Genomic DNA, 24,767 nt, shown 5'->3' on the forward strand with positions numbered 1-24,767 from the left:
ATAAAATTTCATTATTTTTAATAATTTACCAAAATAGCTTGACAAGAATTTAATTGAGGTGTAAACTTATCCTAACGACGAAGATAAGAAGAGTAACTAAAGAGACTGATTCAAGAGAGTCCCGGCTGGTGTGAGGGGATATCAAAGACTTTAGCGAATAAAGGCTTGGAGTCTTCTCGGGGAATTGATCCGAGAACGAGTTTTGCACGTTATAGCAAAGGAGTATGATTGTACTTTTAGAGGTGTATTTTGTGAAAAATACATAAATTAAGGTGGTAACGCGATTTTCGCCCTTATTATCCAGTATGGATAGTAAGGGCTTTTTTAAATCTACAATCAAATAAATTTATGAAAGGAATATTATGAAAAGACTTGTTAATTTCTTACTTGCAATTATTTTCTTATTTCCAATTGGAAATTCTTATGCAAGCGAAGACGTACTTAGGGTTGGTATGGAGGTTAACTACGCTCCTTACAACTTCTCAGAAACAGATGATTCAAACGGAGGCTATCCTGTAGCCAATTCACCAGGCGAATTTGCAAATGGTTACGATGTGAGATTTGCAAAAAATATTGCAGATAAACTTGGCAAAAAACTAGAAATCTACAAAATCGAATGGGACGGACTTATCCCTGCCCTAACCAGTGGCAAGATTGATGCCATCCTTGCAGGTATGAGCCCTACAGACGAAAGACGCCAGCAAATCGACTTTTCCCTTCCATATTACAGGGCAAAGATGGTTATGGTTGTACCAAAAGATTCAAAATATATAAACGCAAAGTCAATCAACGATTTTGATGGAGCAAAGATAACTGGCCAGCTAGGCACCTTCCACGCTGACATGGTCGACCAAATGGCGGGAGTTATCAAGCAAGAACCAATGGATTCATTCCCAACTATGATTGCCGCTACAAACGCCGGAACCATCGATGGTTATGTTTCAGAAGAAGCCGGAGCAGAATCAGCTATTTCTTCAAATCCAAACCTCACCTATATCAAATTTGACGACGAAAATAACTTTAAAACTTCAGATTCTGATACAACAATAGCGGTTGGTCTTGTAAAGGGCTCACCATTGACAGAGGAAATCAACAATTACCTAAAAGACCTTGATATTGACAAGGTCCAAGATGAGATAATGACTGAAATGGTAGAAATCACTACCAAGGACGAAGCACCAAAGACCTTCATTACAGAAGTTAAGGAAATCTGGGGCAAGTATTCTTCCCTATTCTTAAAGGGTGTTGTAAATACACTTTTCATTGCGATTTTATCAACCATCCTAGGTTTTATAATCGGCCTACTTGTTGCTATTATTAGAAGAATAGATGTAAACAAAAGGACAAATCCTGTTGGATATTACTTCCATAGACTTGTAAATGTCTTGCTATCAGTCTATGTCGAAGTCTTTAGGGGTACACCAATGATGGTTCAATCCGTGATCATCTTCTACGGCCTAAAACAATATTTCGACATCGACCTATCAACCATGTTTGCGGCGATTTTAATCGTATCAATCAACACTGGAGCCTACCTATCAGAAGTAGTCCGTGGTGGTATCAATGCGGTAGATAGCGGACAGTTTGAGGCTTGCAAGGCCATTGGTCTTACAAACTGGCAGGCAATGACTGGTATCATCCTCCCACAAACAATTAGGACCATCCTTCCATCTCTTGGAAATGAATTTGTAATTAATATCAAGGATACATCAGTTCTTAACGTAATCTCTGTTACAGAATTATTCTTCATGTCTAAGTCTGTTGCAGGATCAACCTACCAATATTTCCCAACCTACCTAATCACAGCAGTGATTTACCTAGTCCTCACCTTCACCATTACTAGGATCCTACTCCTACTTGAAAGAAGGTTTAACGATAGGGACTTTATATTAGAATCATCAACAGGAGCAATAAATGTCAATACTCAAGGTAAATAATTTAGAAAAAAAATTCGGCGATAACCTAGTCTTAAAGGATATAAATATGGAAGTTGAAAAGGGCGAAGTAGTCACAATCATAGGCTCATCAGGTTCTGGTAAGTCCACCCTTCTTCGCTGCCTAAACCTCTTAGAAGAGCCAACAAGTGGAGAAATTATCTATGAGGGCGAAAATATCCTAGACCATTCCTTTGACAGGAGAAAATATAGGTCCAAGGTGGGCATGGTTTTCCAAAACTTTAACCTCTTTGCCAACAAGAATATCCTAGAAAATTGTATGGTTGGCCAAGAAAAAGTCCTCGGCAAATCTAAGGAAGAAGCCAAGGCCACAGCCATAAAATATCTCGAATCTGTAGGCATGGCCCAATACGTAAATGCTAAACCAAGCCAGATTTCTGGTGGCCAACAACAAAGGGTCGCCATAGCCCGTGCCCTTTGCATGGACCCAGATGTCCTTTTATTCGACGAACCAACATCCGCCCTTGACCCAGAGACAGTTGGAGAAGTGCTTGAAGTTATGACCAAGCTTGCCAAATCTGGTATGACCATGGTTGTAGTAACCCACGAGATGGACTTTGCAAGAGATGTCTCAGACAGGGTACTTTTCATGGATAAGGGTATAATCCTAGAAAGCAGTTCTGCTAAAGAAATGTTTGAAAACCCTAAACATGAAAGGACACAAGAATTTTTAAAGAGATTCTTAAACAACTAATGATAATAAATTTTAAAAATAAAGTCCACCTATTTGGTGGCAAGAAAAAAAATATAAGATCAAATATTAGGGTAGATAAGCCAGGGATTTTCTCTGCTTATCTACTTTTTAGTGGGAGTAAAAAAGACCTTCTAGTGATTGGAGTTAGTGATGAATAATACCCTCGTACTCATGGTTCTAAACCTTATTGGCAAGCTCTTTTCCTTTTTTAGGGAGATGGTTTTTTCCTACTTTTATGGGACAAGTGCCATCACAGATGCCTTTAACACATCGACAACAGCAGCGACCTTGATTTTTTCAGTCATCACCTATGCCCTATCAAAGACCTATATTCCAAGCTTTTCAAAGATAAGTAAGGAAAAGGGCGAGGAGGCTGGAGATGAATTTACCAATAAACTCTTAAATTTTTCCCTATTTTTGTGCACCACCATCATGATCATAGGCCTAGTCTTTGCGCCTTATATAGTAAAGATGTTTGCTATCGGCTATGATGGAGAAAAACTAAAAATCGCTTCGCTTTTTATGAGGGCGGTGATTTTAACCATGTATCCAAATATTTATGCGGCTATCTTTTCATCCTACCTACAAATCAAGGGTGATTTCATAACCCCAGCCCTACCCCTCCTTATCCTAAATATAATTTTAGGAATCACAGTGGCGGTTTCAAAGGGCAATATTTACATCATGGCAGCAGGAATTTTCCTAGCCTATTTTGTCCAGTTTGCAGTATTTCCAAAAAAAATTAAGGAGAGTGGTTTTAAGAGAAAAAGGGCCAAGGCAAAAATTGATGAAGACATCAGAACCTTGATTAAATTATCAATTCCTACTATTTTTTCTATGGCAGCAGTTTATATTTCAACCATAGTTGACCAGTCCTTTGCCTCAATCGTTGCAAATGACGGGGGTGTGTCAGTTATAAACTATTCGCTAAAGATTTTAAGAATTGTATCATCGACCTTCATAGTGCCATTTCAAATCACAGCCTATCCTATAATTGGAAAGCTCGCTGCAGAAGGCAATTTCGACGAGGTAAAACACATCACCTCAAAGACCATGGTCAAGATTATGATTTTATTTATACCATCCCTTGTGGGCCTCATGGTTTTATCAAGACCAATCATTTCCTTTGTCTACATGCGTGGAGCCTTTGGCTATGAAGATATGGTAAGAACTGCCGATGTGCTTTTCTATTATACAATTTATCTTATAGGACCTGCGGTTGCGGACCTTTTGTACTTGTCATTTTTCTCTGTGCAAAATACCAAAATACCTACCATAATCTCCTTTATCCAGCTATCTGTAAACGTCTTTTTGGACTTTGCCCTAAGTAGAAAATACGGCCTAGTGGGACTTGCCCTAGCGACAACCCTAAGCCAGTTTGTCCTAGTAGGACTCGCAAGCTTTATGTATGTCAAACACTTTGGCAAACTCGATAATGCCTATATAATTAAAAATATTGGCAAAATAGGATTAGGAGGTGTGGTCCTAGGATTTGTAGCTTACTATACCTACAAACTAAGACCATCAAACCTCTGGCTCTTAGTCACAATCCTCCTTGCCTCACTAGTATATCTAGCCATCATCTTGGCCCTAAAAGTGGACGGCCTTGATGAGATAAAAGAGAAATTTACAAAGAAAATCAAAAAATTCAGATAGGAAAAAGCCCCGAAGTGGGGCTTCTTCTTATAATTTCTTATCCTTCATCAACTCCAAGGTCACCAAAAATGACTTGTAAAACCTATCTATAGGCAAAAATTCTTTGTTGGAGTGGAAGTTGTGGGCGCCGGTGAAGTAGTTTGGTGTGAAGATTCCAACCTTAGATAGGTAGGACCCGTCGGTACCTCCTCGCATCGGGATTATTTTAGGCTCGATTTCAAGCTGGTCAAAAATTTCTTTCAATCTCTCTACCGCAACTTTATTTTCATCATTCATAGAATCGGCTATATTATCGTAAACGTCTTCGATTTGGATTTCTATGTCTGCTTTTTTGTATCTTTCCTTTAAGAGGTCGGTTATTTTATATAAATAAGCCTTACTTGCCTCAAATTTCTCCCTATCGTGGTTTCTTATATTAAAATCAAGGCTTAAATTCAAAACATCTGAATGAATATCGGTCACCCAAACATAGCCCTCCCTATTTTCTGTATTTTCTGGCATTTTCGCCCTGTCAAGCATGGAAATAAAATCGTGGGCAATCATTATTGGATTTACTAAATTACCCTTGGCACTCATTGGATGGGCTGGAACTCCCTTTATTTTCAAAGTCCCGCTTGCAGCGTTAAAGGTTTCGTAAATGAGTTCTCCAAGTTCGCAACAATCTATGGTGTAGGCATAATCTACCTTAAACTTGTCAAAATCAATCTTCCTAGATCCTCTAAGGCCAATTTCCTCATCAGGGACAAAGGCAATGTGGATCTCTGCGTGGTCAATATCGGGATTTTCCTTAAGATACCAGAGAGTAGTCATAATATTTGCAATAGCCGCCTTATTATCAGCCCCAAGTACTGATGTACCATCTGTAAAAATTATGTCATCGCCAATATAGGCTAGGACTTCTGGATTCTCCTTTGTAGAAAAAAACACATCCTCATTTAGTCTTATGTCAGAACCGTCATAGGATTTTATGATTTGCGGATGAATCTTATCAGACAAACCAACATCCACAGTATCAAGATGGGCAACCCAACCAAGAGATTTTTGACCCTCTCCCCTCCTAGGAAGCCTTGCTTGAACGACCCCAAAATCATTGATAGATATATCTACTAATCCCAATTCTTTTAGATCCAAACCAAGGACCTTGCCTAATTCTAACTGTCCAATAGACGAAGGCACTTCCTTATTTTTATCATCAGACTGGCTAGGAATACCAAGATATTTCAAAAAATATTCCACTAGTTTTTCTTTAATAATTTTTTCTTCCATAATTTCCTCGATTTAAGTAATATGCAAAAAACCACAGCCAAGCTGTGATTTTTGCCTTTTTTATTTTGATTTTCTATAGGCCAATATCTAGGCTCTGAACTTTTTTGTCGTAGTCTATATAATATAGTTTACCCTTATAAACCCTAAATCCGTAGGATTCTAGGTCTTTTTCCACAACCTCTCCTGTCAGATAATTTATTATATCCATCTTGAATAGGTAATCAGCGTTGTCGAATTTGACTGGCTCTTGGATTATTAGATTTTGTCCAATTAGGGTCATCCTTTTTTCATCATTAATAGTGTATTTCTTGTCTTTTATTTCAATTTCATCGTCATTTGATTTAAATATTTCATATATGGCTTTGCCATCTTCAAAGTGTTTGGATGACAAGAAGAAATTTGCCTTAGTGTTTTCTTCTACAAGTTCTGCTTTTTGGTCATAGCCCTTTTCTAGGTCAAGTTTGTAGAGGTTACTCTTTTGATCATCTTCCATTTTTGTAAATAAAATTTCCTTATCGCTTATTCCCTGGCCTAGCAAACTTTCATTTCCTTTTGTATGGGTTGCCTTGAAAACTTCTAGCTTTCCAGTTTTAAGATCTACTAGACCAATGCCGGATTTTTCTGGTATGAAATTACTATTTTTCTTCATATCATAGTTTTCGTAATACTGGTACCTGCCATAAATTTTATCATCTATCATGGCTAATGGATAGAAAGTCTCACCTTCCTTAAAGTCATACATAAGTGTTAGGTCTTGGCCGTTGATTTTATTTATAGAAAATTTCTGGTCTATTACTGAGCCTGCAACAAAAATATTGTTTGAAAATGGAACATAGTCCATAAAGTAGTCTTCGCCATAATCTTCTAGGTCAGTTAAAACATTTTTAACTTCTCCATCTTTTACTGTTACTAAAGAATAGTAGGAGAAGAAATAATCATCTGCTGTGAGGGCTTTTTTATCTTCTTTATCGGCCTTCTTTTGGTCTTTTTTCTTGGATTTTTTATCTTTTTTAGGTTGTTTTTCGTCTGATTTTTCTTCTTTTGAGTCTTCTTTTTTATTTGAAGATTCTACAGGAATTACTTCTTTCTTGATTTTATCGTCCGGATAGGTCCTATTTATGTCTTGGTCTTCTTCATTTTGGGCACGATTTTCGTCTGTTTGGGTTTCTTCTTCTGGTTCTTCCTCAATATTTTCAGAAACTTCTTTTTGGTTTAAGGCATCTTTCACCCTTGGGTCATCTAAATCTTTCTCATCACAAGCCACAAGGCTTAGTGCCAAGAGGGTTAATATAATAGTTTTTTTCATTAGTTACTCCTTAAAGCTTCTATGGCTGATAGTTTGGTTGCACGTCTGGCTGGGATATAGCCAGCTAAAACCCCAACTAGGGATGAAAATCCAACTCCCACTATAGCTAAAAGTGGGCTAATGGCAATCATATTTCCACCTTGTCCGCCTACATCAAATATCATTCCTCCGTCCAAAAATCCATTTAATACTTTCCCTACAACTAGAGATATAATTAGGCCTATCACACCTCCAAAAAATCCAATAAAGCCAGATTCTATTAGAAACATTCCCCTAATATCATTGATAGAGGCTCCGATTACCTTCATCACACCAATTTCCTTTTGTCTTTCATAAATTGACATAAGCATTGTATTTATTATACCAATGGCGGATACGATAAAGGCCACAGATCCGATGCCTCCAAGGATTAGGGTCACTTGCATGGTTTGCTTTTTGATATTTTCGGCAGATCCTACTTCTGATTGAGTGTTGTAGCCGAGTTTTTTGATGTCATTTTCGATTCTTTCTAGATTATTTACATCATCGACTATTACCCTAAGATTGTCATACTTGATTTTGTCTGATTTCGCCACTATTGGTTGGCCTTTTTCATCATAGGACATATCTAGTTGAGGCGATTGGAGTTTACTATCTTCTTTTTTGAGATTTTTATAGAAAGTCTCATTAGCATAAGACGACCAGCCCTTGAGTATGGCCTTAGAATTGAGCTTACCAACCGGTTTTATTTTGACATCAACAAATGTCGGCTTATTTTCTTGATCCTTATTTTCATTTTCATTGCCAAAATGAACCCCATCATCGGATTCATCCTTATATCCTAGACGCAAATAATAATCGTGGCTACCATAGTCAAAATCTCCCTCCATTGGCATTGAAGTCCAGCCACCGTCAGGCATCCTTTTGATTTTTTGCACATTTGCATTTTGTCCAAGGACAATTCCATCCTTATCTGATGGCGAAAGCCCCTTGCCCCATTCAAACATATCGCTTGTTAAGAGCTTGAAAACATCATCCGGTACTACTTCAAAAGAAGTATTTAGGACATAATCGTCACCCTTATCGACCATCACCTCGCCCCAAAATTCCTTTGAAGGGACAACCGCCCTTACTCCCTTGACTTTTTTGAGCTTGTTTATGTCTGTATCCTTAACGTCCATATTTGCCGCAGGATTATCGCCTACAATTGTAATTGATGTTAAGCCGCCAAAGGATTCAATCATTTCCTTTTGGGAGTTTGATATTCCTGTGGCAAAGGCGAGCATGAGTATGATTGATGTGGCGCCGATTACTACTGAAAGAACTGTCAAAATAGTCCTTGATTTTCTACGAGATAGGTTTCTTAGGGCCATTAAGATCCTGTCACTAATCTTCATCGTCTATCAACAACTCCTCGTCTTCTTTTTTCGCTTTTTTCTTTTTGTAAAGAATCGCTGCAAGGATTAGGATTACAATCAATCCAACCCAAACAAAAGGTGATGTAAGAACTGAACCCCCACCCATATTAGGGTCTTCTGTTCCCATTTCTCCTGTCATTTCTCCATTCATGTCAGCTCCCATATCTTCTGGCATGCCTTCCATGACTTCTTTCTTAAAGTCCTTGGTTTGGGTGTGGACCTTGCCTGTAGAATCTTCATAAGATACCATAATTTGGCCCTCAATTTCGCCAGTCCTTGTCGGTGTGGCTGTAAAAGAGAAAGTCTCTTGGGTGCCGGTGTTGAAATTACCTATAAATTTCCTGTCATTTTCGATTTTAATTCCCTTGCCGATTACATCGCACATGAAGGTATTTAGATTATCCTTGCCAGTATTGTAAATATTTATCGACATTTCAGTTGGGTTTCCAACCATTAGCTCGTCAGTTTTTACTTCACTCATAGTCACTCCCGCCCTTTGGACAACAGGGATGCCTATGGCTTCTGTAGTTTTGTATTGGTTGCCATCTGCGTCTTCGTATTCGATTGAAAGATTGATTACGTAATTACCTGCAACTGCATTTGGCAAAACATTCATGGTGATGTGTTTGTTGGCTGTATTCCAAGGATATAAAGCTGCCACATAAAAAGAATTTGATTGGTTAACTGGAGAAAAAACCGACCCGTCTGAAACCATAGCATTATTACCACCTGAATTTTGTGGTTGGGCTCCGAGGTTTTGCTCGATAGTAGCCTTTAGATTATAGATTGCGTTTTTTGAGTTTGTATTATAAAGACCGAATGAAAGGTCAAAGTTCTTGCCAGCCTGGGCTATTTGTGGGTTTAGCTGGTAGTAGGAGACCATTATCTTTGGTTGGTTTTTAACGTTTGTTGACGCTTCCACTTGGTTGTTTTCGTTTTCGTTCATCTATAATACCTCGTCTATACTTAGTTTTTCGTGGACCTTATCAAGTTTGCCATCTCTCATAAAGAGGGTCCTGTCGGCAAATTCTGTCATTTCTTCATCGTGGGTTACCATTATGAAGGTCTGGTCATTTTCTGTAATTATATCTTTTATTAATTGCATGATTTCAAAGGATGTCTTTGTATCAAGGTTTCCTGTTGGCTCATCTGCAAAAATTATAGAAGGTCTGCCAACAAAGGCTCTGGCTATTGAGACTCTTTGCTGCTGACCACCTGATAATTCGTTTGGCTTATTATTCATCCTGTGGGAAAGTCCAACTGCTTCTAGGATTTTCTCCGCTTCTTTTTTTCTCTCACTTGCAGGAACTCCCTTAAAGGTTAGTGGCAAGGCCACATTTTCCCAGGCAGACAGATAAGGCAAAAGGTTATAAGACTGAAAAACAAAACCAATATTTAGGTTCCTAAATTTGGTAATTTGAGCTTCGCTAAGCTTTGTTAAATCTATATTTCCATAAGAAATTGTCCCCTTGGTCGGTCTTTCAAGGCCAGCCAGCATATTTAAAAGGGTCGATTTGCCAGATCCAGATGTGCCAAGAAGGGCTATAAATTCGCCCTTGTTGATGTCGATATTTATCCCATCCAAGGCCTTAATTACAGTCCCTCCTAGCTTATAATATTTTTTTAAATTTCTAACTTCTATTAGACTCATTTTCTTCTCTCTTGTAATGTGGGTTTAGATTTTTCATATAAAGGTCATATTGGTCTTGGTCAATGACTACATCTAGTTCTCCCACAGTTTCAAGAACATTATCTTCAGTGAATTTTTTCTTGAAATTATAAAGTCCGTCTGAGCCGTCTGTTTCAAAAATTCCGCCCATATCGTAATATCTTATATTATTTTCTATACAATATTTGATCTCTTCAAAATTAAGCTGGTAATTTTGACCCATTGTCTTGTACTCATCATTTGACCCACCATAAAGGGATGTCGCCCTATTTCCGTAGCAAAGCAGAAGGGATGAGCAAACAGGCATATCTTGGTAATAGCATACTGAAAGTCTTATTTGGTCTTTAAATAATTCGTATAATTTTTTAAAATACCCATAAGGTCTGTAACCAATATTTGCCCTAATGGCTGTTTTTTCTATTTCTTCATAGAGTATATCAATACCTTCTTCATCTAAAGATTTTGTAAAAATCCCATCTCTATAAGATTTTCTAAGATGTTTTCTAGTATTTTTACTAAAGCTTGATAGGATTTCTTCCTCGCTCCTGCCATTTATATCAAGGACCATATTAAGCAAGGGTTGGCTAGACCTTTTCTTATCTCGTCTAAAAATAAGACCTGCATTATTAAATGATTTTTCCATGTCAGCATCATAAGGCAAGTATGGGTCTATCCTTAGCAAAAATCCATCATTTTCCCTGGCAAAATCACTTGCTTCTTCTATTAATTTGATGAAATCTTCGAGATTTTTAGGGTCGCAAACTGGACCTCTTGGCCCATAGAAGAAGTTTTTGCCTACTTTTTGATCTTTTATATAGATAACAGACAAGGCGGCTTTTATCTCGCCAGCTTCTTCTATATAAAAATAGACACTTTCCCAATTGCTTTTAAGATCAGCCCACCTCATATCCTGTTGGAAGTGGCCATAGGGGGAATTTTTCACAAAGTTATTATATTTTTCTACTAAAATTTTATTTTCTTTATCTAATATCATTTGTCTTCCATTCTCGTTTTAAATGTTTGGTCTACAGTCTAACACTTAATACTATTTTATCATAGGATCTTCTTACTGACAATAGTTCTCGTTTAATTATATCCTGACACTTGTTAAATTCGCCTTAATTTTTTTGTTTTGAAAGAAAAAAAGACCTGGATAAGCCAAGTCAAATTTAAAAATAAGATATTTTTTCCTTACCATCTCTAAAATCCCAAAATACTTCCTTGTATTCTCCTTCATAGATTTTTAGTATATGGTCCATGGACATTGACTTTGGATTTGTGTTTTTAAATTCTTCATAGTCCATCCAAAAAAGCCTGCCTTCCCTATTTTTTTCTACCAAATTTCCCTCAAAATCGCTAGTTTCATAGATCAGACCAACGTCTTTTCCCTCATCTGAAATCCAGGTGATGATACCAATAAGTTTTGGGTTTTTTATATCAAGATTTGTTTCTTCCTTGGCCTCTCTTATGACGGAATCTTCAAAAGATTCGCCGATTTCTACCTTGCCACCAGGAAAGGTGAGCCCTTCCCAGCCATATTTCTTAACCTTATCTAAAACTAAGACTTGACCAGTTTTTTTATTATAAATTTTTACCATATTCATTAAAACAATTTTCATATTATCTCCTAAGAAAATTATATGGCAAAGAAAAAAGCCCGCAAGTCCTTGCGAGCCTTACTTCCTTTTATCTATAGTCTTTCTAGACTAATTTTGATTTCCTTATCGTTAAGTTCGATTGGATTTACATCCAAGTTTGTTTTTTCTAACTTATCGGCAAGGGTTTCTTTTTTGATTTCTTCTGCAAACTTATCTAAAGATTTAGCAAGGTCATCACCAGCTTCGTAGGAAATATTTATCCTATCGGTTACCTCAAAGCCAGAATCCTTTCTTAGGTTTTGGATTTTTGAGATAAATTCTCTAGCATAACCTTCGTCTTTTAGGTCCTCGGTGATTTCTGTATCGAGGATTACAAAGACATTGCCGTCAATTTCAACATCAAAGCCTTCCTTGGCAGTAATTCTTATATCTAGGTAGTCCTTGGTAACTTCAAATTCTTCCCCGCCGATTTCTACCTTAACAGGTCCCTCATTTACCTGGTTGATGAAAGACTTGGCATCAGTTTGTCCAAGGTATTTTGCAAAGTCATTTACCTTTGATTGGAAAATCCTACCTACAACTCTAAAGTCTGGTTTTAGGAAATAATCCATAAAGTCTGATAGGTCGTCTTCAAAGTCAACTTCCTTGACATTTAGTTCTTCTTTTATTAGTGGAAGAAGCTTTTCAAGCCTATCTTTGTAAGAACCGTCAACGATTATCTTTGAAAGTGGTTGGCGTACCTTGATTGCTTCCTTTTCTCTTGAAGCACGGCCAAGATTTACTATCTTTCTTACAAGGTCCATATCAGCTTCTAATTTTGTATCAATTAGGCTTTCATTTACTTGAGGTAAAAGTTCTGTGTGAACAGTTTTCTCTCCAGTTAATTTTTGGAAAATTTCCTCAGCTAAAAATGGTGTAATTGGTGCAATTAGCTTAGTTAAAGCTACAAGGACATCGTAAGTTGTTTTGTAAACAGATTTCTTAGAATCAGTTAATTCTTGTGACCAAAATCTCTTTCTATTACGTCTGATATACCAATTTGATAAATCTTCTACAACAAAGTCAGAAATTTCATGAACTACCTTGTTGTATTCAAATTGTTCCATTTCTTCGTAGTATGACTTGATTAGGGAATTTAGTCTTGAGTATAACCAACGATCAATCCCATCTACTTTTACTCCATCAAAAGACTTGATATCAGCTAAGGTTAGGTCATCTGTGCCTGCATAGAGGCTAAAGAAGTTATAGACGTTTTCAAAGGTCCTAAAGAAGTTGTTTTTAACTTCAACTAGGCCTTTTTCGTCAAACTTTGTTTGCATCCAAGCTGGAGATACGTAGAGAGAATAAAATCTCACAGCATCTGCCCCATACTTGTCGAAAAGTTCGAATGGGTCTAGGGTATTACCTCTAGATTTTGACATTTTTTGGCCGTTTTTATCAACAACTAGGTCGTTTACAAGGACATTTTTATATGGAGCCCTGCCCATGGTTATAGTTGAAATCGCCATCAATGAGTAGAACCAACCCCTAGTTTGATCAATTCCTTCGCAGATAAAGTCTGCTGGGAAATATCCTTCTTCAAAAAGTTCTTTGTTTTCAAATGGGTAGTGAAGTTGGGCAAAAGGCATGGCGCCTGAGTCAAACCAAACGTCTAATACATCTGGAACCCTGGTCATAGTGCCCCCGCACTTGTCACACTTGATGTGGACATTGTCTACATATGGTCTGTGGAGTTCTATATCTTCTGAAATATCTTCGATTGCACGTTCTTTAAGTTCAGCTCGGCTTGCAATTGTATCTGTGTGGCCGCATTCACATCTCCAGATATTTAGAGGTGTTCCCCAATACCTAGATCTTGAAATTGCCCAGTCTTTGACATTTTCTAGCCAGTTTCCAAACCTCTTATCCCCGATAGTTTGTGGGAACCAAGATACTGTTTGGTTATTTTCTACCATATTTCCTGAGAATTTAGACATTTCTATATACCAAGATGGTCTTGCGTAATAAATTAGTGGTGTATGGCATCTCCAGCAGTGTGGATAGTTGTGTTCCATGGTTTCTTTGGCAAAAACCTTGCCTTCTTCTTGTAAATGTCTCCAGATTGCTTCGTTAGTGTCGAAAACAAATTCACCCTTCCATGGTGTTTCTGTAAACCTACCTTCAAGGTCAACTGGTTGGATAAAGTCTAGGTCGTATTTTCTACAAGCTTGGTAGTCGTCCTCACCAAAGGCAGGAGCGATATGAACTATACCTGTACCATCTTCCGCAGAAACATAATCAGCAAGAATAACCTTAAAGGCCTTTCCTGGTTGGGTCTTTACATATGGCATCAATTGCTCATATTCCAATAGTTCTAGGTCAGCACCCTTCATTTCCTCGATAAGATCATAGTCTCTCTTATCCATGAGTTTCGCCATCAAAGATTTTGCCATGTAATAATAGGACTCATCTTCTTTGTCAAACACTTTTACATAGTCAAGTTCTGGATTTACAGCAAGGGCAAGGTTTGATGGCAAGGTCCATGGAGTTGTGGTCCATGCTAGGAAATATTCATTGTCAGAATCTTTCTTTTTAAACCTAACTGTAAGGGTGATTGTCTTTTCAAATTCATAACCTTGGGCAACTTCGTGGCTGGCAAGACCAGTACCACATCTTGGACAATATGGCATAACCTTGGCACCTTCGTAGATATAGCCCTTTTTGAAGGCTTGGTCTAATAGCCACCACTCAGTTTCTATGTAATTATTATCCATAGTAACATATGGGTGGTCCATATCATAAAGGAAAGCCATCCTATCTGACATGTCTCTCCACATATCAGAATATTTCCAAACTGACTCCTTACATAGGTGGTTGAATTTTTCTATACCGTATTGTTCTATATCATTTTTGTCATGGAAGCCTAGTTGCTTTTCAACTTCGATTTCTACTGGGAGTCCGTGGGTGTCCCAACCAGCTTTTTTAAGAACCTTATAGCCCTTCATATTTTTATAACGGCTGGTCATATCCTTTAGGGTCCTTGCTATAACGTGGTGGATACCTGGCTTGCCGTTGGCAGTTGGAGGTCCGTCATAGATTACGTATTCATCTGCATTTTCACGTGTCTTAAAGGTTTCCTCTAAAAGGTCAATTTCATTCCAATAGTCTTTTAATTTGGCTTCTCTTGCCTTTACATCTTTGGAAATTACTTCTTCAAATTTCAAATCGCACATAATTTTTCCTTCCTAATAAAAAAGGACCATCCATACAGACGGTCCACTTATTTCCTAGTTTGCTCTTAAGGCTTGGCATTCCTGATAGGCTAATATTTTTCACCTGTCAAACAATAAAGTGATTTTCATTTATAAAGCCCCTAGCATTCTCACCAACCATGCCTCTCTGAAAGTTTTTTATAAATTACTCTTCTTTATATAGTCAATATTCTTCCTCTAATGTACTATTTTACCCGATTTTTGTCAAATATGTCTTATAATCTTAAACTTTTCTAAAGTGAAAATATCAAAATCGTCCACATTAGCGAGATCTTTTGCATCTTCAAACATTTGATAATCTGTCTCGTAGTCTTCCCTAAAAACCATACCAGGATTGTTGGCATAGGAAAGTAGGAGGCCTGAATAGACCCCAAAATCTTCGATATTTTCGATTTGCTCTACCTTATTTATTTCCAAAACCTGGATATAAATATCATCTAAATCTGATAATTTAAGGGCAAAGGCATTGTCAAATACACCTAGATTTACAACTTCATAGATAATATCTAAGGCAATATTGGCCCTGGTTGGATAAATTGAACCTGATCTTTCAAGTCTATCGCCCTTGGTTATTTGAACTAAAACTCCGTTGTGGTTACTTTTGAATTCTTCGTCGTACTTATCAAGGTATTTGCCAGTTTCTAGATAATACCTCAAGGATTCATAGGCTAGGTCTACAAACTTATCCCTAAGCATTTAAAAGCTCCTCTATGTCTTTTGCAATATTAGCAGGTTTTTTCATAGAATCGTATCTTTTAACTGGGACTCCGTTTTTTCCTATCAAAAACTTGGTAAAATTCCACCTGATATTCTTAGATAATTTGCCGGAAATTTGATCTTTAAGATAGGTATAAAGTGGTGCTTCGTTTTCTCCATTAACATCGATCTTATCAAATCGATCAAAACTTGTACCAAAATTTAGGGCACAGAAATTATTAATCTCTTCTATTGTACCTGGAGCTTGACCTGCAAATTGGTTGCAAGGAAAATCTAGGATTTCAAAACCCCTATCCTTATATTTTTTATAAAGTTCTTCCAAGCCGTCATATTGCTTGGTAAAACCGCACTTGGTCGCAGTATTTACTATCAAAAGGACCTTGCCCTTATATTTTTCTAGGCTTACATCCTCGCCTTTATCATTTTTAACTGTAAAATCATAAATTGTTGTCATAATTTCTCCTCAGTCTTTCTTCTATTATTGTACGGTTTTTTTGCTTAAAATCAGGTATCTTGCCAAAGTTCTCGATAAAAAAGACCCTTGCCTGGGCAAAGGTCAATTTTATTAGGATATTGAATAAAATATCGGCCATTGATTCACTAATTACGACCCTCTTTTCTTCCAAATTATTTTTCAAAGCTCGAGTGTTTTCTTTTCCAGGCACCGCTGCGAAACATCCATACAAGGATGTTTCTCGCTCATACAAAGCCAGCCTGATTTTTCAAAACAAGGCTGGGTATGAATTGCAAATCGCTTCGCTACTTTTACCCAATCCTTCTTTCAAATTATTTTTCAAGGTTTGATATTTTTATTTTTCGTACACCGCTGCGAAACATCCATACAAGGATGTTTCTCGCTCATACAAAACCCCACTTGTTTTTTTAAAACAAGTGGGGCAATAAATCGCAAAGCGCTGCGCTACTTTGCGACCCAGTATGCTGGGTTACTTATCCCACGCTGGTAACCAAGCTCCCTTTGTTATTCTTTCGAAGTCTGCCTTTGTTTCATCTGTTTGGTAGTATTTTATGAATTCTTTGTAGGCTTCGTTGTTTTCGTCTTCTTTTCTTGCTGCTATTAGGTTGATGTATTGTTTTACTGATTCGCTCTTTGGATCTTCTACGTAGATTCCTTCGTTCTTATCTAAACCAGCATCTAGGGCGAAGGTGTCGTTTACTACTGCGCAGTCTACGTCATCAAGACTTCTTGCAGTTTGTGATGCGTCCATTTCTACAATTTCAAGATTTTTAGGATTTTCTGTAATTTTATCTAGACCGATGATGTCTCCAGCTTCGCCGTCAACTTTGATTAGGCCAGCGTCTTGAAGTAGGAATAGGGCTCTTGAGCCATTTGATGGGTCATTTGGTATAGCTATTTTTGCTCCTTCTTTTATTTCATCAAGATTTTTAACCTTGTGAGAATATAGGGTTATTGGTGCAAGCATTGTATCTCCTATAGATACAAGGTCGCTTCCCTTATCATCATTAAATTCTTTTAGGAATTTATAATGTTGGTAAGCATTTAAGTCAATATCTCCTGCTAAAAGAGCTTCGTTTGGTTGGTTATAGTCTGCAAACTTTACTAATTCAACAGTATTGCCTGTACCTGCTTCATATCTTTTGATTACTTCTTCTAATACTTCGTTGTATTCACCAACAACACCTATTTTGATGTGAACTGGATCAGTTGATTTTGCAACATCTCCTGTATCCTTGCTTTCTGTCTTTGCTTCTCCTTTTGGAGTTTCTTCCTTTTTGTCCGCTCCGCTTCCACATGCTGTTAAAGTCACTATTAAGCCTAGTGCTAGGGCTATTTTGCTTGTTAATCTCATTCTTTTCTCCTTTTTTATTAAGCTACATTCCAACAAATTTATTTGAAATCTCCTTTGAGATGATTTCCTTAATGACTTGTCTTTCTAATTAGGTAATTAGCTATACCTTGGATAAGGTAGACAATAATTAAAATTAGTATTACTGATACTATTACGACATCGTCTTTGTATCTTTGGTAGCCCATGGCTATGGCTAAATCGCCTATACCACCAGCACCAACTGTGCCCGCCATTGCGGTAAGTCCCAATAGGGAAATTAGGGTTATAGATGATGCCCTTATCAAACTTGGAAGGCCTTCTCTGAGGTAGACCCTAATGATAATTTCAGTAGGGCTTAGTCCCATAGCTTCTGCCGCTTCAACCTTTCCCCCATCCACATCTGCTAGGGCCTGTTCGACCTGTCTTGCAAAAAATGGGACTGTTGAAAATGTGAGAGGAACTATGGCTGCTGTAGCTCCTATCCTTGTTCCTACTATGACCTTGGTAAGGGGAGCTATAAGGGCTAGTAAGATTACAAAAGGGATGGCCCTAAAAAGGTTGGTTAATTTATCTAAAATACTATAAACCGCCTTATTTTCTAATATCCTATCCTTGTCTGTAACTACCATTATTACACCCAAGATTAGGCCAAGTAGGCCTGCAAAAATTGCAGATACAATTAGCATATAAAGTGTTGCCTTAAAATCACTTACAATCCTATCTTTTATAGTTAGGGAATAATCAAAAAATCCCATCCTTACCTCCTAATATTTCTAAGTTTGTGCCCTTATCTTTTAGATAAGTACTAACTTCTACCAACTTATCGTCATCGCCCTTAAAGCTTACGATCAAGTTGCCGACTGGTGTTCCATTGATAAATTCTATATTACCTGCTAGGATATTGGTCCTAACTCCAAATTTTTCGTATAATTCATTGATAATTGGTTCTGTGGTTGATTGGCCCAGATATGATAATTTTGCTAGGACCTCATCATCCTTTAGGATTCCAACGTTGGACTTAACTTCCTCAATTGTTTCAGCAATATTTGTAGAAGTCTCAACAAATTCCCTAGTGAGTTTATTTTTTGGATTTGAAAATATATCCAAGGTCGACCCAGATTCTATAACCTTGCCATCTTGCATGACTGCACATTTATTGCAAAGGTCTTTGACCACGTCCATTTGGTGGGTAATTATTACTACGGTTAGCTTTAATTTATCATTTAAGTCCTTAAGCAATTTTAAGATTTGCTTAGTTGTCTTTGGGTCTAGGGCACTTGTGGCCTCATCACAAAGTAAGATCTCTGGTTCTGAAGCAAGTGCCCTTGCTATGGCGCACCTTTGTTGCTGGCCACCTGATAATTCGCTTGGATAGGAATCAGCCTTATCCTTGATTCCTACTGTATCTAAAAGGTCTAGGGCCTTTTGCCTTTTTTCTTCCTTGGTCAAGGACTTATCTTTTTTTATGGGAAATATTACATTATCTATAACTGTAAGGTTGTTTAAGAGGTTAAAGTGTTGGAAAATCATGCCAATCTTTTTTCTCCTTGCCCTTAAGTCCTTATTTGATAAGTCTAGGAGGTTTTCTCCGTCAATTAGGGCCTCGCCACTGGTTGGCCTTTGGAGGAGGTTTATGGTCCTAACAAGTGTTGACTTGCCAGCTCCGGAAAAGCCTACAATTCCAAAGGTGTCTTGTTCTTTAATTGTCAAACTAACATCATCTACTGCTTTGAATCCATCAAAGTCTACTGTTATATTTTTTAATTCTATCATTTATCGCTCTCTTTCAAAAAATCTATAGCAAACTTAATTGCAAGGCCTAGGCCGCAGTCAATTCCCCTTTCGTCCAGGTCAAATTTCCCTGTGTGAAGGTCAGATGCCTGACCTTTTTCTTCATTTCTAGTACCGAAGTTTATAAAAATACTTGGGCAAAGTTTAGAATACCCATAAAAGGATTCTGAAATCCAAAGCTTTGGACTATCAACAATAGGATTTTCAAATAAGCTATCAAGACTTGCCTTAACTTGCTTTGCCAAGTTTTCATCATTTATAACCGGCTCTGCCACTATTCTTGTATAATCGTTAAAGACTACAGAACAGCCGTGGGTCTTGGCGGTAAGGTCTGCTACATTTTTCACTAGGTCTAATGCCTTTTTACCTTCCTCTAGGTCGAAAAATCTTAAAGTTCCCTTCACATTTGCCCTATCGCAAATGACATTGGCAGCCTGTCCGCCATTTATAGCTCCGATTCCAAGGCTAACTGGCTTTTCCAAATCTAACTGGTTATTCCAAGCAGAATTTAAGGCTGTTATGATATGGGCAGTGGCTATCAGAGGATTTACTGCCTTATCAGGCCTTGAACCGTGACCGCCTTTGCCGATTACATCAAAGTCTACTCCGGCACAACCCGCATAGGCAGGACCTTCTATTATGGAAAATTTACCTACATCTAGGCTTGGACTTTGGTGGTTGCCGTAAACTCCATCAAGACCCTTATCTTTCAAATGATCTAGCATTGGGCCAATACCTGCCCCAGTTTCTTCTGCTTCTTCAAAAATGAAGTAGATTTTCCCGTCTATTTCATCTGCCAAATCCTTTAGGATTTTCCCAGCCATAAGGGCTATGGTCATGTGGCTATCGTGGCCACAAGCGTGGGATACGCCTGGATTTTTAGATACCACCTTCTTTTTCTCTTTGAGATTGTAAGGATCTTCCTCGATTGCAAGAGCGTCAAGGTCAGTCCTTATACCAAGAGTCTTTCCAGGCCTGCCTGTGTCAAGTAGGGCTGTAAAACCAGTTGAACCAGGCACATCTTCTACAACAAAGCCAAACTCTTCACACTTTTCCTTTAAATACTGACTTGTTTCAAACTCCATACTTGATAATTCTGGATTTTCATGCAAGTATCTACGGATATTTACAATATCATATTTATTAAGTTTTATTTCTCCCTTTATCTTTTCAACTAAAGTCATTTCTTCCTCGATTTCATAAAAAAATAACGTCCCATATTCCACATAGGAATATAAGGACGTTTAAATCGCGTTACCACCTTATTTTATGCTTGGTCACCCAAACATACACTCATCAAGTACAAACATACTCTAATTCTATAACGGGAATTCCCGTATGGATCTCATATCGACCCATCCCATCCAAGGCCATCTTCATCTAGCCGCCTCTTTGCTCCTTTTCACCAACTGGAGCTCTCTAAAAAAGATTCTTCTAAACTACTCTTCTTGTCAAATGGTTTTGTAAAACTTTTATCTCGTTGATAATGGTATAGTACCACTTAAAAATTTTTCTGTCAAATATATTGCCAAAATAATTTAAAATTATTCGGGAAGGCTGATTTTTTCAAGGATTTTATTCATCTTAGCAATAGCAATCCCATAATTTGTCATAGGAGTCCCGGCTTCTTTTGCCTTGGCCACCCTATTTAAGACATGGGTCCTATTAAACATACATGACCCGCAGGCTATGATTAGGTCATATTTTTCGTAAGCTATAGGATCATTGCCCCTAACAAAATCTATGTTTATATCTGGGTGAGTTTTCTTTATAAGCCTTGGAATCTTAACACTTCCTATATCTTCATCGATTGGCGGATGGCTGCAGGCTTCGGCTATCAAAATATTTTTTATATCCTCATCCAAAACATTGGCTGACTTTACAAAATATTCTAAATCGCCCTTAAAGGCAGAAAATAAAACCGAAAAACTAGTAAGTTTCACTTCATTTGGCTTTTTTTCGTAAACTTCTTTAAAAGCCTGGCTATCGGTAATAATTAGGTCGATTTTATTTAGGCTTTTAATTGTTGTTTCAAAATTTCTGAGGTCAGTGCAAATGGCACTGGCACCCTTATCGATAATTTCCCTTATGGTCATAACCTGAGGTTTTATAATCCTATCCTTGGGAGCTGCTGCATCTTGTGGCATAACAAGGACAACCATGTCGCCTTTTTTAACCAAATTTTTTGTAATGCTTAGGTCTTCTTTTTTGTAAAGAGCTTTTATTTTAGAAAAAATTTCATCCCTTGATTTTGTAGATGAAAGGTCAACTCCTATTGGGTTCTTATTGGCAAAATCATTTAAAATTTGATTTCCCTCACAAGTATCCATCTTCATTGCAAGAAAAATTACCGGTTTGTTTTTAAACTCAGTAATGATTTCCAAATCATCTTCTGGACTTAGGACATAGAGAAAAATATCAACCTTATCAATTTCCGCCAATGTCTTTTGGTACCTTTCCTTGCCAAGCTGAGTTTCATCTGCCGTACCTGCTGTGTCGATAAAAACAACTGGCCCGAAATCTGTAATTTCCATTGCCTTTCTAATCGGGTCTGTGGTTGTTCCTTCTATCGGTGAAACTATAGCCACATCTTGGCTTGTTAGGTAGTTTAGAAGTGTGGACTTGCCGGAGTTAGTCTTGCCGAAAATCCCTATGTGGACCCTTTCGCTATGGCCAGTCTTAGATATAGATGTCACGTTGACCCTCTTCTACACGCTTAATATTTTCCCTAGTTTCCTCTCTTACATCTGGGTTTGGGATGTTTTCTAATTCTCTTTTTATTAACTCATCTGCATGGGCTGCGGTTTTTTCACTAGCATAGTCAACTGCGTATTCTTTGAGGGTTACAAGGGCGTTTGGATGACAAATATTGCCTATTCCGTGTTTCTTGACCATGCCCATAAAGACCTCGCCAGTCCTGCCTTTTCTATAACAAGCAGTGCAGAATGATGGAACGTGGTCCTTTTCGATTAGCCAGTTTACGACCTCGTCAAGTGTCCTATTATCAGCAAGCTCAAATTGGTCGCTTCCCTTAGTTTCGTGGTCTGTATAGCCACCAACAGATGTCTTTGATCCACCGGAAAGCTGGCTGATTCCAAGGTCTAAGAGCCTATTTCTCATAGCCTCTGACTCACGAGTTGAGACAATCATACCTGTATAAGGTGCGGCAATCCTGATGCAAGCAACAAGTTTTGCAAACATATCATCTGATAAGGAGTTATCAAAATCACCTGGGTCTATATCGTCAGCTGGCTGGATTCTTGGTACAGAAATTGTGTGAGGCCCAACATTAAAACGTGCTTCCATGTGTTCTGCGTGCATAAGTTGGCCGATAAATTCATATTCATAAGAATCAAGTCCATAAAGAACGCCCATGCCTACATCATCAATTCCGCCTTCCATAGCCCTGTCCATGGATTCTGTGTGGTAGGCATAGTTTGATTTTGGACCGAACTTGTGGAGGGCTTCGTAGTTTTCCTTGTTGTAGGTTTCTTGGAAGAGGATATAGGTGCCGATTTCAGCTTCCTTTAATTTCCTATAATTTTCCACAGTAGTCGCTGCGATATTGACATTCACACGTCTAATCGCCCCATTTTTGTGTTTAATATTGTAAATTGTGTGGATAGACTCTAGTATGTAGTCGATTGGGTTATTTATTGGGTCTTCTCCAGCTTCAAGGGCAAGTCTCTTATGACCGAGGTCTTGGAGGGCAATTACCTGTTCTCTAATTTCTTCTTGGCTGAGTTTTTTCCTTGGAATAGTCCTATTTTGACCATGGTAAGGGCAATATACGCAACCATTTACGCAGTAATTAGACAAGTAAAGTGGAGCAAAGAGCACAATCCTATTTGCATAAAATTTGTGTTTCAATTCCTTGGCAAGTATAAAAATTTCTTCGTTTAAGTCATCTTCCTTGCAAGATAAGAGCACAAAAGCTTCTCTGTGGCTAAGGCCCTTAGCCTTTCTAGCCTTTTCCAAAATCTCTGTGATTAATTTTCTATTATAGGCATTTTTCCTGCCATAATCAAGTGTTTCTAGTATTTCTTCGTGATTTATAAATTCTTCTGCATGTATACTAGCAGGATTGTATTTAGTCATTCTTTCCTTCTTTCATATTCTTTTCTAATCTATTTATAATTATAATACTTTTTTGGTCAAATTTAAAATAAAATTGGGATAAACTTAGATTTACTCTAAAATAGATAGTAAAATTTTTTTATAATGAGGTATGATAATAATGTTATCATCGGCCCTTAGGGTGAAGGGAGGTGATTCTATGAAAGAATTGTTCAACTTCATTCTCGCTGTCATGGTACAAGTAGTTGGTAACTGCTTGTACAAATGGCTAGATAACGAGATTAATAAAAGAGATGATAATTAGCCTAAGAAAAAAAGACGAGTCTGCCGCTCGTCTTTTTTTGATTCCATGATTTTGTTCAACTCCATGGTTAATATCATTATACCTATTAATCTTATATTTTCAATACCTTATTAATTTGAAAAGATGAGTTGGTGGCTAGTCTTTTCCTGATTTCATGAAAATGTTCAACCTCATAAGAACATAATGCCTAATAATGTAGCCACTAAAAAAATTTAATTCTTATTCCCCAAAATCCGACACATCTCCTCTTTCGTCCACAACCCTGTATCCGAAGGAGGCGATTTCTTTTTCGAGCTGTTTTTTTGCCTCTGCCGCCTCAAGACCTGTGTTTAGCTTGTTATCGTAAAGGTTATAGGCTTTTTTGGCTTCCTGGGGACTTAGGTTTGGCATAAGAACATTGGCCCCAGCCTTTAGTCCCAATTCCCTGCCCCTTGGATTAACTGTACCCAGGGCTGTGGTTGAAGGTATTAGAGCGTAGGGAAAGACAATCCTCAATATTGAAACAAGCCTCAATGTCTTTGTAAAGGACCCATTCTCAAAATCCTTAAAGGGTGTATCGTGGCTTACTAAATATGGCCCAATTCCAACCATATCCGGCTCTAGCCTTTCAAGAAACCTTATATCTTCAATGAGGTCATCCGTCTTTTGGTAGGGACTTTCAACCATGAAGCCTCCCCCTACCTGGTAACCAATTTTTTTTAGATTATAAAGACACTCTTGCCTATTAGCAAGCCTCATTTGCTCTGGATGGAGCTTATCGTAATGGTCTGGGTTTGAGCTTTCTTCCCTTAAGAGATACCTATCAGCGCCGGCGTCAAAAAAAGCCTTGTAGTCTTCGTAAGACCTCTCTCCCAGAGAAAGGGTTATGGCAACATCTGGGTAAATCGACTTTATAGATTTTATCACGTCCACCATAAATTCCTTAGTAAACTTAGGGTCTTCCCCGCCCTGCATAACAAAGGTCCTAAAGCCCAGCTCATATCCAAAATTAGCCGCACTCAGGATTTGGTCTTTGCCCAGCCTATAACGGTCCACATGGGTATTTGATTTTCTTATTCCACAATAGAAGCAATCATTTTTGCATATATTAGAAACTTCAATAAGACCCCTGAGATAGACCTTATCGCCGTAAATTTCCCTACGAATCTTATCTGCCTTCTCGGATAAGAATTCTGTCATAGACTCATCTTCTATCCATTTTTTAAGTGTATTCCTGTCTATGTGATTGATTTCTCTTTTAATCATAGCCCCTTCTTTATAAAAAAATTAGGAGGTCGT

General features: G+C 37.8%; 22 protein-coding genes and 2 other annotated features. Of the genes, 4 read left to right on the forward strand and 18 right to left on the reverse strand.

What is annotated here, in order from left to right; all coding sequences use genetic code 11:
* Positions 1-71 precede the first annotated feature (71 nt).
* Positions 72-298, forward strand: a binding site (T-box leader).
* Positions 299-362: 64 nt separating this feature from the next.
* Genes J2Z38_RS04885 through murJ form a run of 4 tightly spaced genes read left to right on the forward strand, consistent with a single transcriptional unit; the run spans position 363 to position 4,305 of the window.
* Entirely contained in the window at positions 363-1,937 is a 1,575-nt protein-coding gene (locus J2Z38_RS04885) for an ABC transporter substrate-binding protein/permease (RefSeq protein WP_209773052.1), read from the forward strand.
* Entirely contained in the window at positions 1,915-2,649 is a 735-nt protein-coding gene (locus tag J2Z38_RS04890) for an amino acid ABC transporter ATP-binding protein (RefSeq protein ID WP_233463487.1), read from the forward strand. The genes J2Z38_RS04885 and J2Z38_RS04890 overlap by 23 nt, the downstream gene beginning before the upstream one ends.
* Positions 2,649-2,807 carry a hypothetical protein gene (locus J2Z38_RS04895; protein ID WP_209773054.1) on the forward strand — a complete coding sequence of 53 codons (159 nt, stop codon included), beginning with the start codon at positions 2,649-2,651 and terminating at the stop codon, positions 2,805-2,807. Before J2Z38_RS04890 ends, J2Z38_RS04895 begins: the two co-directional genes overlap by 1 nt.
* Entirely contained in the window at positions 2,800-4,305 is a 1,506-nt protein-coding gene (gene murJ, locus J2Z38_RS04900; RefSeq protein WP_209773056.1) for a murein biosynthesis integral membrane protein MurJ, read from the forward strand. The genes J2Z38_RS04895 and murJ overlap by 8 nt, the downstream gene beginning before the upstream one ends.
* Positions 4,306-4,332: 27 nt before the next feature.
* Here the strand turns inward: murJ and pepT are convergent, their stop codons facing one another.
* From pepT to hydE, 18 genes are all read right to left on the reverse strand, one after another.
* Positions 4,333-5,571, reverse strand: coding sequence for a peptidase T (gene pepT, locus J2Z38_RS04905; protein ID WP_209773059.1), 1,239 nt, complete (start codon positions 5,569-5,571; stop codon positions 4,333-4,335).
* Between the two features lie 73 nt (positions 5,572-5,644).
* The gene (locus tag J2Z38_RS04910; protein WP_209773061.1) at positions 5,645-6,877 is read right to left on the reverse strand and encodes a hypothetical protein; all 1,233 of its coding nucleotides are present in this window, start codon (positions 6,875-6,877) and stop codon (positions 5,645-5,647) included.
* Positions 6,877-8,253 (reverse strand): ABC transporter permease, encoded by a 1,377-nt coding sequence (locus tag J2Z38_RS04915; RefSeq protein ID WP_209773063.1) that lies wholly within the window; start codon positions 8,251-8,253, stop codon positions 6,877-6,879. The genes J2Z38_RS04910 and J2Z38_RS04915 overlap by 1 nt, the downstream gene beginning before the upstream one ends.
* Positions 8,243-9,220, reverse strand: a complete 978-nt coding sequence (locus J2Z38_RS04920; RefSeq protein WP_209773065.1) for a COG1361 S-layer family protein — start codon at positions 9,218-9,220, stop codon at positions 8,243-8,245. The genes J2Z38_RS04915 and J2Z38_RS04920 overlap by 11 nt, the downstream gene beginning before the upstream one ends.
* The gene (locus tag J2Z38_RS04925) at positions 9,221-9,925 is read right to left on the reverse strand and encodes an ABC transporter ATP-binding protein (RefSeq protein ID WP_209773067.1); all 705 of its coding nucleotides are present in this window, start codon (positions 9,923-9,925) and stop codon (positions 9,221-9,223) included. It lies immediately after the preceding gene.
* Positions 9,906-10,937: a lipid II:glycine glycyltransferase FemX gene (locus J2Z38_RS04930; RefSeq protein ID WP_209773069.1), complete on the reverse strand. Its 1,032-nt coding sequence runs from the start codon at positions 10,935-10,937 to the stop codon at positions 9,906-9,908. Before J2Z38_RS04930 ends, J2Z38_RS04925 begins: the two co-directional genes overlap by 20 nt.
* 175 nt (positions 10,938-11,112) lie before the next feature.
* Positions 11,113-11,562, reverse strand: a complete 450-nt coding sequence (locus J2Z38_RS04935) for an 8-oxo-dGTP diphosphatase (protein WP_209773072.1) — start codon at positions 11,560-11,562, stop codon at positions 11,113-11,115.
* Between the two features lie 71 nt (positions 11,563-11,633).
* Positions 11,634-14,753, reverse strand: coding sequence for an isoleucine--tRNA ligase (gene ileS / locus J2Z38_RS04940; RefSeq protein WP_209773080.1), 3,120 nt, complete (start codon positions 14,751-14,753; stop codon positions 11,634-11,636).
* Positions 14,754-14,996: 243 nt separating this feature from the next.
* Positions 14,997-15,488, reverse strand: coding sequence for a hypothetical protein (locus tag J2Z38_RS04945; protein ID WP_209773083.1), 492 nt, complete (start codon positions 15,486-15,488; stop codon positions 14,997-14,999).
* Positions 15,481-15,963, reverse strand: a complete 483-nt coding sequence (locus J2Z38_RS04950; protein WP_209773088.1) for a glutathione peroxidase — start codon at positions 15,961-15,963, stop codon at positions 15,481-15,483. The genes J2Z38_RS04945 and J2Z38_RS04950 overlap by 8 nt, the downstream gene beginning before the upstream one ends.
* Complete coding sequence (locus J2Z38_RS04955; protein ID WP_209773091.1) at positions 15,947-16,174, reverse strand: hypothetical protein; 228 nt, start codon at positions 16,172-16,174, stop codon at positions 15,947-15,949. The genes J2Z38_RS04950 and J2Z38_RS04955 overlap by 17 nt, the downstream gene beginning before the upstream one ends.
* A gap of 279 nt (positions 16,175-16,453) precedes the next feature.
* Complete coding sequence (locus tag J2Z38_RS04960; RefSeq protein WP_209773094.1) at positions 16,454-17,338, reverse strand: MetQ/NlpA family ABC transporter substrate-binding protein; 885 nt, start codon at positions 17,336-17,338, stop codon at positions 16,454-16,456.
* A 68-nt stretch (positions 17,339-17,406) separates the two neighbouring features.
* Positions 17,407-18,072, reverse strand: a complete 666-nt coding sequence (locus J2Z38_RS04965; RefSeq protein WP_209773097.1) for a methionine ABC transporter permease — start codon at positions 18,070-18,072, stop codon at positions 17,407-17,409.
* Positions 18,059-19,090, reverse strand: coding sequence for a methionine ABC transporter ATP-binding protein (locus tag J2Z38_RS04970; protein WP_209773099.1), 1,032 nt, complete (start codon positions 19,088-19,090; stop codon positions 18,059-18,061). Before J2Z38_RS04970 ends, J2Z38_RS04965 begins: the two co-directional genes overlap by 14 nt.
* Positions 19,087-20,292, reverse strand: coding sequence for a M20 metallopeptidase family protein (locus J2Z38_RS04975; protein WP_225304620.1), 1,206 nt, complete (start codon positions 20,290-20,292; stop codon positions 19,087-19,089). Before J2Z38_RS04975 ends, J2Z38_RS04970 begins: the two co-directional genes overlap by 4 nt.
* A 49-nt stretch (positions 20,293-20,341) precedes the next feature.
* Positions 20,342-20,572, reverse strand: a binding site (T-box leader).
* Between the two features lie 80 nt (positions 20,573-20,652).
* Positions 20,653-21,804, reverse strand: coding sequence for a [FeFe] hydrogenase H-cluster maturation GTPase HydF (hydF, locus tag J2Z38_RS04980; RefSeq protein WP_209773105.1), 1,152 nt, complete (start codon positions 21,802-21,804; stop codon positions 20,653-20,655).
* Complete coding sequence (gene hydG / locus J2Z38_RS04985) at positions 21,788-23,206, reverse strand: [FeFe] hydrogenase H-cluster radical SAM maturase HydG (protein WP_209773108.1); 1,419 nt, start codon at positions 23,204-23,206, stop codon at positions 21,788-21,790. Before hydG ends, hydF begins: the two co-directional genes overlap by 17 nt.
* 502 nt (positions 23,207-23,708) lie before the next feature.
* Positions 23,709-24,734, reverse strand: a complete 1,026-nt coding sequence (hydE, locus tag J2Z38_RS04990) for a [FeFe] hydrogenase H-cluster radical SAM maturase HydE (RefSeq protein WP_209773111.1) — start codon at positions 24,732-24,734, stop codon at positions 23,709-23,711.
* Positions 24,735-24,767 lie beyond the last annotated feature (33 nt).

Origin of the sequence: Anaerococcus degeneri (genome assembly GCF_017874475.1) — a bacterium.
Lineage (GTDB): Bacteria > Bacillota > Clostridia > Tissierellales > Peptoniphilaceae > Anaerococcus > Anaerococcus degeneri.